Raw genomic sequence first — 16,329 nt, forward strand, 5'->3', positions numbered from 1 at the left:
TCATAATCGGGGACGGGCAGAGGAACAACCTCTAAAGCATATCGGGCAAAACTACCGAGTGATTTTGCGATACCGATATGCTCTTCGAAAGCCTGTATCGGCCATTCGAACAGCGGGAGAGCAGATTGATCCTGGATGGTTTTTTGACGCGGATCATGCATGCTCTGAGCTTTCTAAGCCGCATCCCGGTGCCCGACACGTTTTTCAATGGCGTCAAGGTGGACATGCTGGCTGCCACTCGCGTCTTTCCTGTGGCTGGGCTCATGATCGTGCTGCCATCAGCTTTCCTCCTGGGCCTCCTTGACCGCGCCCATGCCGATCCGTTGGTGAGCGCGGGCCTTATACTGGGAATCGCCACCGTCATCACCGGTGCGTTGCATGAGGATGGTCTGGCCGACACTGCCGATGGATTCGGCGGCGGCGCGGACAAGGAGCGGACCCTCACCATCATGAAGGACAGCCGCATCGGCAGCTACGGGGCAATCGCGCTGATCCTTTCATATCTGGTGCGAGCTGCGGCAATAGCCGTGCTGATCCGCGAATTGCCTTGGCAGGCAAGCGCCGCCTGCCTGATTGCAATCGCAAGCTTCAGCCGCGCCATGATGGTCTGGCACTGGCATGATCTTCCCCCTGCCCGGGAAGGCGGTATCGCAGCATCCATCGGACAGCCGTCCAGAACCGATTGCAATCAGGCACTCTTCTTCGGCGCCGCCATTGCATGCGTTACGCTGTTCTCGTCGATCTCGATCATTGCATCGATCGTCACCCTGTCCGGTGCCTCGGCGGCCGCCTATCTCTTCGGCCGTCAATGTCAGAAAAAAATCAATGGCCACACAGGCGATACGATCGGCGCAACACAGCAAATTACCGAAATCGTGATGCTGGTCGCCCTTGCTCTGCTCGCCTGAAGAAAAGATATGAAGACGATGGAAACACCCTGCATTCAGGTCTGCCAGCTAAACCGGGAAGGTCTCTGCACCGGCTGCTATCGGACTATCGCTGAAATCACCGGCTGGAGCGGCTTTACCGTCGCTGAAAGACACCGGATCATTGGTGAGTTGCCCAAACGCAAAACGGGGAAAGTGGCAGGAATGGAGAGCGCAAGGGCATGAATAGGCTGACTTTGGTTCTTCTCATCCTCGGTATCGGACTGGCACTTCTCCTCATCAACAATAGTAGCGGAGAGACCTTCGGGATGGATAATGAGCGCTTCGCCAGCGCGCTCTATCTGACACCGATCGCGGTCCTTCTGTCCGCCGGTATCCTGGCAGGCAATCGCGGCAATCTTCCAACGGTGCTGCGGCAACTGGCCATCTGGCTGGTCATCATCTTAGGCCTTGTCGCGGGTTATCTCTACCGAGGAGACCTGCAGCGGTTTGGCGACCGGTTGTTGGCAGGGCTCGTTCCCGGACGCGCCGTGGTGACGACGACGCGCGACGGTGCGCAGGAAGTTATTCTCAACAAATCAATGGGCGGTCACTTCGGAACCGAAGCCACGATCAACGGCGTCTCCGTCCACATGCTTGTGGATACCGGTGCAAGCTCCGTCGTGCTCTCCAACGCCGATGCGCAGGCGATCGGCATCAACCCGGACAATCTCAATTACACAGTCTCGGTGATGACTGCCAATGGCCGAACAGCTGCGGCATCGGTGCGCCTTACGGAGATCGCCATTGGCCCGATCGTTCGTCGCAACGTCTCCGCGCTCGTCGCTCAGGAAGGCCAGCTGGACCAGAGCCTGCTCGGCATGACGTTCCTCTCGACGCTCGGATCATTGCAAATGCAGACAGACCAGCTGACACTGAGGGATCGGTAAAGCCGGATCAGTTACGCAGCTTGTAACCCGTCCTGAACATCCAGCTGATAACCGCCAGACATACCGCCAGGAATCCCGTGATCATCACGATGCTGATCAGCGGGTTCACATCGGCGATCTCGTAGAAGCTCCAGCGAAACCCGCTGATCAGATAAAGCACCGGGTTGAAGTGGCTGACCGTCTGCCAGAAGGGTGGGAGCATATTGATCGAGTAGAAGCTGCCGCCAAGAAAGGTCAAAGGCGGAACGACCAACATCGGGATCAGGTTGAGCTGCTCGAAATTCAACGCCCACATGCCGATGATGAAACCGAATAGGCTGAAACTGATCGCCGTCAGCACGAAGAACAGCACCATCATGACGGGGTGGGCAATCGAGATATCGACGAAGAAGGACGCCGTGATCAGGATGATCGTGCCTATCATCAGGCCCTTTGTCGCCGCTGCTCCGACGTAGCCTGCCAATATCTCCGTCATGGAGATGGGCGCAGAGAGAATCTCATATACGGTACCGGTGAATTTAGGGAAATAGATGCCGAAGGAGCCGTTGCTGACGCATTGCGTCAGCAAGGTCAACATGATGAGACCCGGCGTAATGAAGGCACCGTAGGACACACCCTCCACTTCCTGGATTCGGGAGCCGATGGCGGTGCCGAAAACGATGAAATAGAGTGATGTCGAGATGACCGGCGATATCACGCTTTGCAGCAACGTCCGGCGCGTACGCGCCATTTCGAACAGGTAGATGGACTTGATGGCTTCGAAGTTCATTTTTGTCCTCCCACCAATGCAACGAAAATATCCTCGAGCGAACTTTGCCGCGTCGATATATCTTTGAAATGGACGCCCTCGCCAGCAAGCGCCGACAGAAGCTCCGCGATCCGCCCCTGCTCCCCGTTGCCGTCATACTCATAGGTCAGACAGGAGCCGTCTTCCGAGAGCTGCAGATGAAAGGGCGAAAGGCTTTCCGGAAGCGTTTTGACCGGTGTCGTCAGTTCCAGAGACAATTGTTTGCGTCCGAGCTTTCGCATCAGAGCGGTCTTTTCTTCAACCAGCAGAAGTTCACCCCCATTGATCACCCCGACGCGGTCAGCAATCTCCTCGGCTTCTTCGATGTAGTGGGTCGTGAGAATGATGGTCACGCCAGACGCGCGCAACTCCTCCACAACCTGCCACATGTCACGTCTGAGCGCGACATCAACACCTGCGGTAGGCTCATCGAGAAAGAGAACCTTCGGCTCATGTGCCAGTGCTTTGGCGATCAGCACCCGCCGCTTCATGCCGCCGGAAAGTTCTCGCAGCATGTTGTCCTTCTTGTTCCACAGCGACAGGGATTTTAAAACGCGTTCGATCAGTTGCGGATTCTTGCTGTAGCCGTGCAGCCCGCGAGAAAACGATACCGTGTTCCATACCGTCTCGAACTGATCTGTCGTCAGTTCCTGCGGTACGAGCCCGATTAAAGCTCGCGTCTTGCGAAAATCCTTGACGACGTCATGCCCACCGACAAGCACGCTGCCCTCGCCAGGATTGACGAGACCGCAGATGATCGAGATCAGCGTAGTCTTTCCCGCTCCGTTCGGACCGAGAAGTGCCAGAATTTCTCCCTCCTGAATATCGAGGGTAATGCCTTTGAGGGCCTGAAAACCATTGGCGTATGACTTCGTCAGATTGCGGATGGACACGATTGGCTTGCGGGAGGACGTCATGGATAAACTTTCGGCAGGATACTGAAGCGCGAATATAGGCACGCAGGAGCGGAAACACTACACCCGGCTTGCAGTTCCAGTATCTTCGGCATCCGCATTATGATCCGGGAACTCTGTCATGAAGATGTGATGCAGACTGGCTAACGATAAATGCGGCAAGCTCGGCGCGATTTGACGGCAGAGACTGCCCGGTTTTCAGCACCGTTGCATATTTCGAGATATACGGCAGTCATACTGAAAGACATTTCCGGGCAGAGGCTTACCCCAGGACTCTGCCCTGTTTTTTTATGCGACCGAAACCCGGCCACGACAGATAAAAAGCCTGCCGTCAGTCGCAGTGGCGATAACCGGACTTGCGGGTGCGAAGATCGAAATGGAAGTGATTCCAGTGGTTGGGATCGCTTCCCGGACCAAGAACCGTCGAGAAGTACTTGCAGCTGTCGGAGCGGACGGCTTTGAGCAGACCTTTTTCGCGGAAGGCAAAAAAACTCTTGGTGCGAACGTCTATTTCCTTACCGTTCTTCAACGTAATCGTCCCAATGTCGATGGCGTTGCCGCGGGCGTGTTCCGACCATGGATTGCTGGCCCGGGAATTCATCTTGCGGCAGGAATAACCGCCCATCGGTGTGATGCGACCGACACCGGACAAGTAGCGGAAACGGGATGACGGCACGAGTTCGAATTTCACCCACTTGGCAAAGGCCAGCGTCACCTGGCAGTTGAGCTTCACCGCCGGACGGATCGCGACACCGCTATCGAGGCCGCTGAGTTCGATGGGGTAATCGATACCGCAAGTGGGACCATCGGCAATGCGCGCCACATCGCGGAAGGCAACGCCTAATCTGCGAAGCTCGGTGCGGCAGGCAACCTCAGAGGGCGGCATCATGCCTGGCGGTTGCGACATGCGCCTTTCCTGCGCCGGATTGTCGGGCATCAACATCGCCACGTCTTCAACCGGTTGCGCCTGCCGACGACCGCCTGCGGGCGGAGGCGGAATAAGGCGGGATTGATTGGCCAGCTGGCGTGGCGGCTGTTGTGGCGGATAGGAGCCGCTGTCGGGAGCAGACACCTCGATATCCTGCTCTTCGGCAAGGCTTCTCCCCGGCGTCACACCAAGTCCCGCATCCATGTTCACGCCCTGCTCACCCTCAGCCATCTGGGACGGCATGTGGCTTGATTGCGGCTGGACGGGTGCGAGACGGCTTGCCTGCGCGTCGAGCGTCGAATAGCCCTGCCCCGCTGAATTCAGTAGTGGATCACGTGAAGCCTGCTCCCCCGGCATGGGCTGCGAAAGCGCGGATGGGTCATTGAATGGCACATTCTGGCTGACGGGCGCAGGTGGCGCACTGTAGTTCTGACGGCTGGAGGAGCGAATGGAACTGACCCGGGTCGCTCCATCGACCTCAGCGGGGGGCACCAACCCCTCCGCTGAGCACGATACGATCACCGCCGACATTGTCATCAACGTCGCAAGACGACGCGGAAGGGAAACATACGCCATACCAGAACCTGCACCTTCAGCGACCGCAACACGCGGCGATCAGGTCAAATTGTAAAGAAATCTGGTAAACGAACCCTTGTTGCCGAAGCAAAGAAAGTGACCGGCAAAGGCTTGTATGTTCGGAAACGAGACAGCGTCGAATCGACGATGCGAGTGTCGAGCTTCTAGTAGCGTGGAAAAACGGAAGGGGCCGTCGCACGCAACGCCCTCCTGATCGGATCAAAACGAGACTCAGGCCGCCCGTGACATCGGGCCTCCAGCAGAAACGTTTCCAAGCTGGAAGCGTGCCAGAAGCGAATGCAGCTTGCGGCTCTCCTCAGCCAGCGTTTCGCCCGCCACCGTCGTTTCTTCCACCATCGCAGCATTCTGCTGGGTCATCTGGTCCATATGGTTGACGGACGTATTGATCTCCTGCAGACCGGTGGCCTGCTCGCGCGCAACCGTGGCAATCGAGTTCACATGACCGTCGACGCGGTTGACCAGCGATACGATCTCCTCTAGCGCTTCTCCGGTGGAGCGAACCAGCGTTACACCGCCACTTACCTGTTCCGCCGAACTGTTGATCAGCGTCTTGATCTCCTACGCAGCATTGGCGGACCGCTGTGCGAGTTCGCGAACCTCCTGTGCAACAACGGCAAAGCCACGACCGGCCTCGCCGGCACGCGCAGCTTCCACACCCGCATTCACGGCAAGCAGGTTTGTCTGGAAAGCAATCTCGTCGATGACGACGATGATCTGGCCGATCTTGCGCGAGGACTCCTCTATCCGGTTCATCGCCTCCACCGCGCTGCGCACGATATCGCCCGAGCGTCCTGCGCTTTGCTTTGTCTCTGTCACCATCTGCCGTGCTTCATTGGCGCGTTCCGACGCGGTGCGAACTGTGGATGTTATCTCGACCAGTGCGGCTGCGGTTTCTTCCAGAGCCGCGGCCTGCTGTTCGGTGCGGCGGGAAAGATTGCCTGTTGCTTCGCTGATATCGGCGGCACTGACATTCACAACCTCGCTGCTGCGCGAGATTGTTGCAATCACGTCCCTTAGAGCGCCGACGGCGCTATTGAAGTCGGCGCGCAACTTTCAGTATCGCCACAAATAGGGCGACAAGCGCATAAAGCCGCGTGGACATGTTTAAATGTTTCATCTGCCCCCAAGTGTAATAAATTGTTGATATGCTTAAAAAATTTCCAAGTATAAAACGCATTTTTCGCTTGTATTAAAATATATTACATGAAAGGAAATATCATCTATACGCATTATGAATGTAAGTCAGGCTCATCAAACTTTCGATAGTGTCGCGACTCGCGATCGTCTGAAATAAAAAAATCGGAAAAACAAAATATAAAGTAATTGTGCATTAACAAATCGAAATCATTATCTCTACGCAAAATAAATCCACGAGAGCGATATGCCCAAACCTAATTTTCGCTACACCCATTACGATCTCAAAGAGATACGTACCGGTACCATTATTGAAGTGTCCTTGAACGCGGTTGCAAACGTGCGTTTGATGACAGCTGGTAATTTCCAGAGATTTACAGAATTGTTGGATTTCAAGTATGTGGGCGGCGTTGCACGAAAATCACCGGTACGCATAGCTATCCCGGAGACGGCCCATTGGCACGTCGTCGTGGATGGTGAAGGCCACAATGGCTTGGCAGAGTCATCGGTGAAGATGCTGCCACCCAACCCGGCCACCGCTGCGCGCAAGACTGCCTGATCGATCCTCCGACAACACCCGAAGGCGAAGCGCAAACATACCCCGAAACGGGACATTCACGCTTTAGCGGGGGTTACGGTCCCGCCGAAGCTTCGACCACCAGTCCAGACGTTTTCGAATGTCTCGCTCAAAACCGCGATCAGGCGGATCGTAGAATGTTGTGCGCCCCATCTTTTCGGGAAAGTAGTCCTGGCCCGAGAAAGCATCCGGCTCGTCATGGTCATAGCGATAGCCATCGCCATAGCCCTCGCCCTTCATAAGCTTGGTCGGCGCATTGAGAATATGCTTGGGCGGCAGCAATGAGCCATTTTCCTTGGCTGCCCGCATAGCGCTCTTGTAAGCGGTATAGACAGCATTGGATTTCGGTGCTGTCGCCAGATAAACGCAGGCCTGCGCAAGCGCAAGCTCGCCTTCGGGCGAGCCGAGGTAATCATACGCATCTTTGGCGGCGTTGCAGATGACAAGCGCCTGCGGATCGGCAAGGCCAATATCCTCCACCGCCATGCGGACCAGCCGCCGGCCGAGATAAAGCGGATCTTCACCAGCGTCGAGCATTCGCGCCAGATAGTAGAGCGCAGCGTCCGGATCGGAACCACGCACGGATTTGTGCAGGGCAGAAATCAGATTGTAATGCCCATCCTGACTTTTGTCGTAGACCGGAGCGCGGCGCTGGACGATGCGGGTGAGACCTTCGGTATCGAAGACTTCGCCTGCCCTTGCCGCACGCCAGACTTCTTCGGCAAGCGTTAGAACCGCACGCCCATCGCCATCCGCCATTCGAAGCAGCGACAGCCTGGCATCATCGTCAAGCGGCAGCGGTTTAGCTTCCGTTTGTTCGGCACGGTTCAAGAGTTCAAGGAGGCTTTCCTCGTCATGCGACTTGAAAGTCAGGACGCGTGCCCGCGACAAAAGAGCGGCGTTAAGCTCGAAGGATGGATTTTCCGTCGTTGCTCCGACGAGAATGATGGTGCCATCTTCCATGACCGGCAGAAAGCTGTCCTGCTGGGCGCGATTGAAGCGATGGATTTCGTCCACGAAGAGCAGCGTCTGCCGCCCGTTCATTCGACGCGCACGCGCCGCCTCGAACACTTTCTTGAGATCGGCAACACCGGAAAAGATCGCCGAGATCTGTTCGAATGCAAGCCCCGCCTCGCCGGAGAGCAGCCGAGCCACGGTCGTCTTGCCAGTTCCCGGCGGCCCCCAGAAGATCATCGAGCCGAGCGAACCGCTCTCGATCATGCGACGCAGAACGCCCTCTTCACCCGTCAGATGCGGCTGGCCCGTGACCTGCGCAATCGTCGTTGGGCGTAGCCGATCCGCCAAAGGCCGCCGATTGGCGACCTCGGCTGGAACCTGGGGTGCAAAGAGGTCTCCACTCATCGCAGGAACTGCCGGAGACGCTGACCATCACGAATGATTTCCAAACGCCAGAAGCCGGGATTGTCGTGCAACGCTTCTTCCATCTGGGCACTGGATGTGATGTCCGCGCCGTTCAGTGACACGATAATGTCCTTCGGCTGAAAGCCGACGCGCGCAGCGGGCGAGCCCCGAGCGACATCAACGATGACAACGCCGGTGGTCGTGGCGACCATGCGCAATTCGTCGGCAAGCTTCGGTGAGAGATTGGCGACCGTCGCACCCGCGAATGGATTGCGGCCTTCCAGCAGGCGCTCGTCACGCGGTGCGGTTTCCGGCGCAGTGTCGAGCGCGATGGTGACGGTCTTTTCCTTGCCCTTGTCGATCAGCGTGATCTTCGCGGACTTGCCTATTCCTGCTGTTGTCAGACGATAACCCAGCGCGTCTGGATGCTCTACCTCGATATCGTTGACCGCAGTGACCACTTGACCAGGCTCGATACCCGCTTTTTCAGCGGGCCCGCCCTTCACTACGCTGACGACGAGAGCGCCGCGTGCGCGCTTCAGTCCGAGAGCCTCGGCAACTTCGGATGTCACCGGGTCGAATGTCGCGCCAACATAAGGCCGCTGGAAGGTTTTGTCGCCCTTTTCAGCCGCGGCAAGGAACACCTTGACGAGATTGGCCGGAATGGCGAAACCGATACCGTTGGAGCCACCGCCGCGCGAAAAGATGGCGGTGTTGATGCCGATCAACTCGCCATTCATATTCATCAGCGCGCCGCCGGAATTGCCCGGGTTGATCGATGCATCCGTCTGAATGAAGAAGCCGAAATCGCCCTGTGTCACCTGATTGCGCGCTAGCGCCGACACGATACCGCTGGTGACGGTCTGGCCGACACCGAACGGATTGCCGATCGCCAGTACCAGATCACCCACTTCGGTCGCGTCCGAGTTGCCAAGCGGCAGCACGGGGAACTGCTCCTTCGCATCGATTTGCAGCACGGCAAGATCGACGCGGTCATCTTTTAGCAGAACCTTCGAAGAAAACTCACGACCATCCGCCAACGCCACTTTGATATCATCGGCCCCCTCGATGACGTGGTTGTTCGTAACCACCAGACCGCTGGCGGAAACGATCACACCAGAGCCGAGCGAGGATTGCTTTTCCGTACGGTTTGGCAATTGCTGCCCGAAAAACTGTTCAAAAAATGGATCGCCGGCAAAGGGCGAAGCGCGGCGCTGAACGATGCGCTCGGCATAGACATTGACCACCGCCCCGGAAGTACGCTTGACCAGCGGCGCAAAGGATAGCTGCATTTCAGTGCGGCTCGACGGCACTGCCTTGGCGTCCTGTGCCTGTGCACTGAACGGCGCCAGAAGCAACGCCGCGAGAAAGCCGTGGGCCATGAATTTCAACACGCGCTGCATGTGATTCCTCATCTTCATCAATAGGATGCAGTTATAGCGTCTCAGCCTATAAATCAAACGGCGGCAATATCATGACATGTGGCTTTGCGAGCGACAGCTTTACTTTCTGTGGAACTGGTTTGCAGGTCTGAGAATTTATCCGCCAAGATTTGATCAAAAAAGAGAAAGAAAAATGCAGTTTCGAAAACACGCACTGGCCATGTTTATTGTTTGCGCGTCTTACTCGCACGGATCGCCCGTCGGAGCTGCAAGCTTCGATTGCGGCAAGACCGATCTCGCAGCAGACGAAAAAGCGATCTGCGAAAATCGCGCTTTGAACGATCAGGACGTGAAGATGGCCACGACCTTCGATATTCTGACGCAGCTCATGGCCATGGGAGCCCGCGATACGCTAAAAACCGAACAGGCCGAATGGTTGAAACACCGGCAGACCTGCGAAGCAGATGTCGCCTGCCTGACTAAAGCCTATGACGAGCGCATGGTGAAACTCGGCGAAGCCTTCCAAAGCATCAACCGCCCGCTTTAAACTGTCTCGATGATATCCGTCATCAACGCATGCAGGGCATCCCGGTAACCGGTGCGCGCCGAGGGCGCGTCTTCCCGGGATGTCATGACGACAGATAGCGCCTTCGACGGAACGATATAGAGCATCTGCCCGCCGTAACCCCAGGCATAATAAACCTTCTCACCCGCCATTTTCTTGATGAACCAGCAATAACCGTACCCATCCCCATTGAAAACGGAATTGGTCCTCTGCGTCCATGACTGATCAATCCAGCTTTGCGATAGAAGCCGCCGACCATCTTCTGTGATACCGCCACGCCGATACAGCTCTCCAAAAGCAAGCAACGAGCGCGCCGTCATCGCCATCTGGTTACCTCCAAGATAAATCCCCTGAGGATCTCGCTCCCAGCTTCCAATCGAAAAACCGTCCAGCGGCTTGAACCAATCGCGTGCCAGCGAGAGCGTAGAGCGGCCAGAGGCTTTAGTCAGGATTGCCGAGAGAAGATGAGTCGAGGCGGTGGAATAGAGCATGGTCCCGCCCGGCTCACCGTCGAAGCCAGAGCCGAGGGCGGTGCGGACCCAATTGCGGCTTGCGACCCAACGGCCGTAGTTGGGGCCGGACATTCGAGCCAGACCCGCCTGCATCGACAGTAGATTGCCGATGGTAACGCGCTCAAGTCTCGGATCGAAATTTGCGGGAAAGTCCGCCCGCAGCACAGAAGCGATGGGCTGATCCGCACCTTCCAGTATTTTGCGATCAATCGCCATGCCGACAAGAGCTGAGACGATAGACTTCGAAGCCGACTTTATATTCGTCGACCCGTTAAGCGCCGCACCATTATAGGCGCGCGACGCAACTTCTTTGCCATCGACGCTGACGATTACAGTTTTCAGCGTCTGGAGTGAACCAGACCTATCCAGGACAGGATCGAGTTCTTGGCGCACATTCGAGGATTGCGCGGACACTTTGGTGGCGAAAGGCAGGGTGGCAAGGGCTGCGAGTACTGTGCGACGTTTCATACGTGTCTAGGTAGGCCCTCGCACAGCCAAAGGAAGCGGCATCACTACCTTGTGACCAGAAGGACTTTATTCGAGAAAAGATTCTCCAAACAACGCGTCTGAGTGATTTCCTGAGCCGAAACATCAACGACTTGATTCAACATTAGAAGAAACGCCACGTCTACTCTTCGTAAATCATTTTCCGCGTCATGCCGCCATCCAGGACGAGAACCTGCCCGGTCATAAAGCCGGCGCCAGTGAGATAGAGCACGCCATCAGCTATATCTTTTGGCCGACCAACGCGGCCTACCGGATGCTGCATCTCGTCTTTCTTACGCAGATCGGTTTCATCCGTTATCCAGCCCGGCGCGATGGCATTGACGCGGATCTTCGGTCCAAGGCTGACGGCCAGCGCGTGGGTTAGAGCAACGAGACCGCCCTTGGACGCAGCATAGGCCTCAGTTTCAGGCTCGGACATGAAGGCGCGCGTCGAAGCCATATTAACAATGCTGGCGCCCTCTCCCATCAAAGGCACGGCGGACCGCGTCATCAGGAAAGCGCCAGTCAAATGGCTGTCGGTCACCTTCCGCCAGTCTGAAAGTGAGAGCTCATGGATCGGCCCGTTCACGGGACTCGCGATGCCAGCATTGTTGACCAGCAACTCAAGCCCCTTCCAGCCAAGTTGATCGAAAGCGGCAAGCACAGAAGTTTCATTGCCCACGTCGCACAAAATGTGGCGAGCCGCCGTCTTGCTTTCCTTCACATCGAAAGACGCTACCGTCCAACCGGCTTCCAACAAAGCCTCGATGATGCCCGTTCCGATCAGGCCACCGCCGCCGGTCACAACTGCCCGCTTCATGATGTTCTCCCTACCATGTCGTGCGGCAACGTTTGCGATAGCCAGGTTGTTCCGATGATGACACCAGGGTTAAACCTGGCGAAGGCTCGCGCATCATGGGACGGATGATCAATGCCACCAAGGAACTTGCTGCACTGACATCTGAACGCCTGTTGCTGCGACCGCTCAAAATTTGAGATACAGCGAGGCTCGTGCGGATCACCAACGATCCTCTCATTACCCGCCACCTTCTCAAGACCACAATGCCTTTCACCGCTGTAGGATCTCGGCGACTGATCTCAAGGATTCTGACAAAGAAGCGTGCGGTTTGGGCTATCGAGAGCGGGCAGCTCATCGGCCTGATTGGCATATCTGGTGAGTTTGGATATTGGCTGGCCCGCAGCGCCTGGGCAAAGGTTACGCCTGTGCAGCACACGTTTATCGTAGATCATACGTTTCCGCGCTTAAAAGTCGAAGCGCTTCATGCCAGCTTGATCGCCGACAGCAAGGTATCTCACCCCATCTTGAGGAAGCTAGGTTTTCAAGAGGACAGGATCGCGAGCGCCTTCTGTTGCGAGCGGAGCAAAGTCATGCCTCTCATGCGTTACAAGCTTGACCGACATAGATGGGAAGACGCTTAGCTCAACCAAAGCTTACAAATGGGTCACTGTGACCTGACTCAATCTTGCAACGACGACTTTCAACATGTTGTAAAAAATAGAAAAAACGCCCTCTTCAGAGCGTTTTCCAATTAACTCGGACGATGCAGAGCGCAAACTCACTCAGGAAGAATGCGAACTGCACCCTTGTCCGCGCTCGAAGCAAAGGCTGCATAAGCCTTCAGCGCAGTCGTAACATTGCGTTTGCGGAATTCTGCGGGCTTCCAGCCAAGCTGATCCTGCTCCGCGCGACGCGCTGCGAGTTCGGCATCCGATACCTTGAGATTGATCGTCCGGTTCGGGATGTCGATCTCAATCGGATCGCCTTGGCGCACCAGACCAATAGCACCGCCTTGTGCCGCTTCTGGAGAAGCGTGGCCAATGGAAAGTCCAGACGTGCCGCCAGAGAAGCGACCATCGGTAATCAGAGCGCAGGCCTTACCCAGCCCCTTCGACTTGAGGTAGCTTGTCGGATAGAGCATCTCCTGCATACCAGGACCACCCTTCGGGCCTTCATAACGGATCACGACGACGTCGCCAGCCTTTACCTCGTTGGACAGAATACCCTTCACCGCCGCGTCCTGGCTCTCGTAAACGACAGCCGTTCCGTTAAACTTCAAAATGCTCTCGTCGACGCCTGCCGTCTTCACGATGCAGCCATCCAGCGCGATATTGCCATACAGCACGGCAAGACCGCCGTCTTTAGAGAACGGTTTCTCAACGGAGCGGATGACACCGTTTTCGCTGTCAGTGTCGAGATCGTCCCAGCGAGACGACTGGCTGAAAGCAACCTGCGTCGGAACGCCGCCTGGTGCTGCCTTGAAAAACTCGCGCACGGTTTCAGAGTTGGTGCGAGTGATATCCCAACGGTCGATGGCATCGCCAAGCGTGGGCTCATGCACCGTCGGGCAATCGCGATTGATCAGGCCACCGCGGTCGAGCTCACCCAGGATGCGCATGATGCCGCCGGCGCGATGCACGTCTTCCATATGCACGTCCTGCTTTGCAGGCGCAACCTTGGAGAGGCAAGGAACCTTGCGTGACAGACGGTCGATGTCTTCCATGGTGAAGTCCACTCCACCTTCGTGCGCCGCCGCCAGAATATGCAGAACGGTGTTGGTGGAACCGCCCATAGCAATATCGAGCGACATGGCATTCTCGAAAGCAGCTTTGGAGGCAATGGTGCGCGGCAGAACAGTTTCGTCGTCCTGCTCGTAATAGCGGCGCGCCAGATCGACGATCAGATGACCGGCTTCGACGAACAGACGCTTGCGATCCGAATGGGTCGCGAGCGTTGAGCCATTGCCGGGCAAAGACAAGCCGAGCGCTTCGGTCAGACAGTTCATCGAGTTGGCGGTGAACATGCCGGAGCAGGACCCGCAGGTTGGGCAGGCCGAGCGCTCGATGATCTTGACGTCCTCATCGGACACCTTGTCGTCGGCAGCCGCGACCATGGCATCTACCAGATCGAGTGCAACGGTCTTGCCGTGCAGAACGACCTTGCCCGCCTCCATGGGACCACCGGAAACGAAGACAGCCGGGATATTGAGGCGCATGGCGGCATTCAGCATACCGGGCGTGATCTTGTCGCAGTTGGAAATGCAGACCATGGCGTCGGCGCAATGCGCATTGACCATATACTCGACTGAGTCCGCGATGATTTCGCGCGATGGCAGCGAGTAGAGCATACCATCGTGACCCATGGCGATGCCGTCATCGACGGCAATCGTGTTGAACTCCTTGGCAACACCGCCAGCCGCCTCGATCTCGCGGGCCACGAGCTGACCAAGGTCTTTCAAGTGGACGTGACCCGGAACGAACTGGGTGAAGGAGTTGACCACCGCAATAATTGGCTTGCCAAAATCGCCATCTTTCATACCGGTGGCGCGCCAAAGGCCACGCGCACCCGCCATGTTGCGGCCATGGGTTGTCGTTCTGGAGCGATAGACAGGCATCTCGTTATTCCTCGGTTCTCTCAAACTCGCGGGCATATCTTCCAGGCACATCAACGCGCCCTGCCCGCTTAAAATCTGAGGCGTCTTCTACTCCATTCGCCAACGGCTGTCACTGTCACCTTGCGGCAAAACAGTACGGTGCGGTACGGTACGCAACTTGTTATTTAAATCTGACGCGATCACACTACCGCATCGCATGTCTTAGCGTGTATTGATAGTTCTATGAATGAAATCCCGGCTTGAGGATATACGATGATCGTGAAGAATTGACTGGTACACCCTCACAGACTACGAGTGCTCCCCATGGCGCCAGCCTGCCTTATTGCTCTCTTCAGCGCCGCTCAGGCAGAGGAGACAAAGGGGCGGCATGTGCAGATCGCTGTCCTGCTCGATGCCTCACCAGAGCCTCTGCTCGCGGAATCGATCTGCGAGAAGGAGGTAGAATGCGTGGTCATTTCCAGACCGGACATTGGAATCAAAGTAACTGTCGTTTTACGTCAGAGAGACGATCTTCAGGCAAACAGATTGACTGTCGATTGCGCATCGCCCTGTTCGTTTCCCCTGGGCATTGGAACGGTCAATTTCCGCGGGCACCAAACCTTCGATCTCACCGACGGCGAAGTCAGCGTGGGCCGGCATTATCTTTTTCAGCGGCCGCACACCACAATAGGCAGCATATCGGTTATGACTGAACCAACCGGGCCGAGCCAACGTCCACCGATCTGAATAACATCGCAACTTTCTGACAGCTGAGGCGCCATCCTGCCTTGGCACGTCCGAGTGTGCCGACTGGTCTTTCACTTTCGCGCGATTGGTGAACCGACATCTGTTGTTTGCCGTAAATCGGGATCATATCATAAGAACCTGCCTCATCCTGCACATTCCGTGCAGCACCTGTTTCTCAGGAGATTTCCATGGCCCTCTATCGCCCTCCCCGTATCGCCTCCAGCGAAATCACGCCGCGCGATATCTATCTCTCCAGACGTGGCTTTCTCGGTACGGCAGCCGGGCTCGCCGCTATTGGGCTAACCGGTCGAGAGGCGATGGCAGCACCGCTGACGGCAAAGCCCGGTGCCTATAGGCTGGATGAACAACTGACGCCGCTCGATGCTGTCACAAGCTACAATAACTTTTACGAATTCGGCGTCGGTAAATCCGATCCGAAGGAGAACTCCGGAAAGTTCAAACCGACGCCTTGGACGGTGAAGGTCGATGGCCTCGTCGGCAAGCCGAAGGAATTCGGTCTTGAAGAGTTGATGAAGTTCGATCTTGAGGAGCGCCCGTACCGCATGCGCTGCGTCGAGGGGTGGTCCATGGCGATCCCTTGGATCGGCTTTCCTCTTGCGGCCCTCCTAGACAAGGTGGAGCCACTCGGCAGTGCCAAATTCGTCGCCTTCGAAACCGTGGTTCGTCCGGATGAGATGCCAGGCCAAAGCGGTCTCTTCCAGCCGCTGAACTGGCCTTACGTCGAGGGCTTGCGGCTTGATGAAGCGCGCCACCCGCTCACGATCCTCGCGGTTGGCCTTTATGGTGAGACGTTGCCCAATCAGAACGGCGCGCCGATCCGCCTCGTCGTGCCATGGAAATACGGCTTCAAGGGTATCAAATCCATCGTGCGGATTTCGCTGGTAGAAAAGCAGCCGGAAACCACCTGGAAGAACTCCAACGCGCGCGAATATGGATTTTATTCCAACGTCAATCCCAACGTCGATCACCCGCGCTGGAGCCAGGCGACGGAGCAGCGCATTGGTGAAGGCGGCTTCTTCAGCGTGAAGAACCGCCCGACCTTGATGTTCAATGGCTATGAAGAGGTTGCAAGCCTCTATACCGGCATGGATCTGAAGGCGAATTACTGA

Annotated in this window: 15 protein-coding genes and 2 pseudogenes; 8 read left to right on the forward strand and 9 right to left on the reverse strand. The window is 56.6% G+C overall.

The genetic code is table 11. From position 1 onward, the window contains the following. The first annotated feature begins 77 nt into the window (after positions 1-77). Genes cobS through QZ869_RS20870 form a run of 3 tightly spaced genes read left to right on the forward strand, consistent with a single transcriptional unit; the run spans position 78 to position 1,816 of the window. Positions 78-908 (forward strand): adenosylcobinamide-GDP ribazoletransferase, encoded by an 831-nt coding sequence (gene cobS, locus QZ869_RS20860; RefSeq protein ID WP_296107123.1) that lies wholly within the window; start codon positions 78-80, stop codon positions 906-908. Positions 909-917: 9 nt separating this feature from the next. Further along, positions 918-1,112, forward strand: coding sequence for a DUF1289 domain-containing protein (locus QZ869_RS20865; protein WP_296018903.1), 195 nt, complete (start codon positions 918-920; stop codon positions 1,110-1,112). Further along, positions 1,109-1,816: a TIGR02281 family clan AA aspartic protease gene (locus tag QZ869_RS20870; protein ID WP_296107126.1), complete on the forward strand. Its 708-nt coding sequence runs from the start codon at positions 1,109-1,111 to the stop codon at positions 1,814-1,816. The genes QZ869_RS20865 and QZ869_RS20870 overlap by 4 nt, the downstream gene beginning before the upstream one ends. 7 nt (positions 1,817-1,823) lie before the next feature. Here QZ869_RS20870 and QZ869_RS20875 read toward each other — a convergent pair whose 3' ends face one another. The 4 genes and pseudogenes from QZ869_RS20875 to QZ869_RS20890 form a co-directional block, all read right to left on the reverse strand. Beyond that, positions 1,824-2,585 (reverse strand): ABC transporter permease, encoded by a 762-nt coding sequence (locus QZ869_RS20875; protein WP_296107129.1) that lies wholly within the window; start codon positions 2,583-2,585, stop codon positions 1,824-1,826. Further along, positions 2,582-3,520 carry an ABC transporter ATP-binding protein gene (locus QZ869_RS20880; RefSeq protein WP_296018908.1) on the reverse strand — a complete coding sequence of 313 codons (939 nt, stop codon included), beginning with the start codon at positions 3,518-3,520 and terminating at the stop codon, positions 2,582-2,584. The genes QZ869_RS20875 and QZ869_RS20880 overlap by 4 nt, the downstream gene beginning before the upstream one ends. Before the next feature lie 328 nt (positions 3,521-3,848). Further along, positions 3,849-5,021 carry an extensin family protein gene (locus QZ869_RS20885; protein WP_296107132.1) on the reverse strand — a complete coding sequence of 391 codons (1,173 nt, stop codon included), beginning with the start codon at positions 5,019-5,021 and terminating at the stop codon, positions 3,849-3,851. Between the two features lie 231 nt (positions 5,022-5,252). Next, positions 5,253-6,101, reverse strand: a pseudogene (locus QZ869_RS20890) (methyl-accepting chemotaxis protein); the annotation flags it as partial. Positions 6,102-6,423: 322 nt separating this feature from the next. Between QZ869_RS20890 and QZ869_RS20895 the strand changes: the two are divergent. After that, positions 6,424-6,735, forward strand: coding sequence for a DUF1883 domain-containing protein (locus QZ869_RS20895; RefSeq protein ID WP_296018911.1), 312 nt, complete (start codon positions 6,424-6,426; stop codon positions 6,733-6,735). Between the two features lie 63 nt (positions 6,736-6,798). Here the strand turns inward: QZ869_RS20895 and QZ869_RS20900 are convergent, their stop codons facing one another. Both QZ869_RS20900 and QZ869_RS20905 read right to left on the reverse strand, forming a co-directional pair. Then, positions 6,799-8,115, reverse strand: a complete 1,317-nt coding sequence (locus tag QZ869_RS20900; protein WP_296075605.1) for a replication-associated recombination protein A — start codon at positions 8,113-8,115, stop codon at positions 6,799-6,801. Further along, complete coding sequence (locus QZ869_RS20905) at positions 8,112-9,518, reverse strand: DegQ family serine endoprotease (protein WP_296107134.1); 1,407 nt, start codon at positions 9,516-9,518, stop codon at positions 8,112-8,114. Before QZ869_RS20905 ends, QZ869_RS20900 begins: the two co-directional genes overlap by 4 nt. Positions 9,519-9,717: 199 nt before the next feature. Between QZ869_RS20905 and QZ869_RS20910 the strand changes: the two genes are divergently transcribed. Continuing rightward, positions 9,718-10,044, forward strand: coding sequence for a lysozyme inhibitor LprI family protein (locus tag QZ869_RS20910; RefSeq protein ID WP_296038489.1), 327 nt, complete (start codon positions 9,718-9,720; stop codon positions 10,042-10,044). Here the strand turns inward: QZ869_RS20910 and QZ869_RS20915 are convergent. Together QZ869_RS20915 and QZ869_RS20920 are read right to left on the reverse strand one after the other, a co-directional pair. Next, a complete protein-coding gene (locus QZ869_RS20915) occupies positions 10,041-11,042 on the reverse strand; it encodes a serine hydrolase (protein ID WP_296107137.1) in 1,002 nt (333 codons plus the stop codon). The two genes, QZ869_RS20910 and QZ869_RS20915, sit on opposite strands and share 4 nt — an antisense overlap. Positions 11,043-11,202: 160 nt before the next feature. Continuing rightward, positions 11,203-11,880: an SDR family oxidoreductase gene (locus QZ869_RS20920; RefSeq protein ID WP_296038452.1), complete on the reverse strand. Its 678-nt coding sequence runs from the start codon at positions 11,878-11,880 to the stop codon at positions 11,203-11,205. Positions 11,881-12,068: 188 nt separating this feature from the next. On the opposite strand from QZ869_RS20920, the pseudogene QZ869_RS21820 reads away from it, so the two are divergent. Further along, positions 12,069-12,500: pseudogene (locus tag QZ869_RS21820) on the forward strand (GNAT family N-acetyltransferase); the annotation flags it as partial. 137 nt (positions 12,501-12,637) lie between these two features. Here the strand turns inward: QZ869_RS21820 and ilvD are convergent. Continuing rightward, complete coding sequence (ilvD, locus tag QZ869_RS20925; RefSeq protein WP_296018921.1) at positions 12,638-14,473, reverse strand: dihydroxy-acid dehydratase; 1,836 nt, start codon at positions 14,471-14,473, stop codon at positions 12,638-12,640. A gap of 303 nt (positions 14,474-14,776) precedes the next feature. Between ilvD and QZ869_RS20930 the strand changes: the two genes are divergently transcribed. Beyond that, complete coding sequence (locus QZ869_RS20930) at positions 14,777-15,199, forward strand: hypothetical protein (protein ID WP_296107140.1); 423 nt, start codon at positions 14,777-14,779, stop codon at positions 15,197-15,199. Between the two features lie 188 nt (positions 15,200-15,387). Then, the gene (gene msrP, locus QZ869_RS20935) at positions 15,388-16,329 is read left to right on the forward strand and encodes a protein-methionine-sulfoxide reductase catalytic subunit MsrP (RefSeq protein ID WP_296107143.1); all 942 of its coding nucleotides are present in this window, start codon (positions 15,388-15,390) and stop codon (positions 16,327-16,329) included.

This window comes from uncultured Agrobacterium sp. (genome assembly GCF_913777885.1).
Lineage (GTDB): Bacteria > Pseudomonadota > Alphaproteobacteria > Rhizobiales > Rhizobiaceae > Agrobacterium.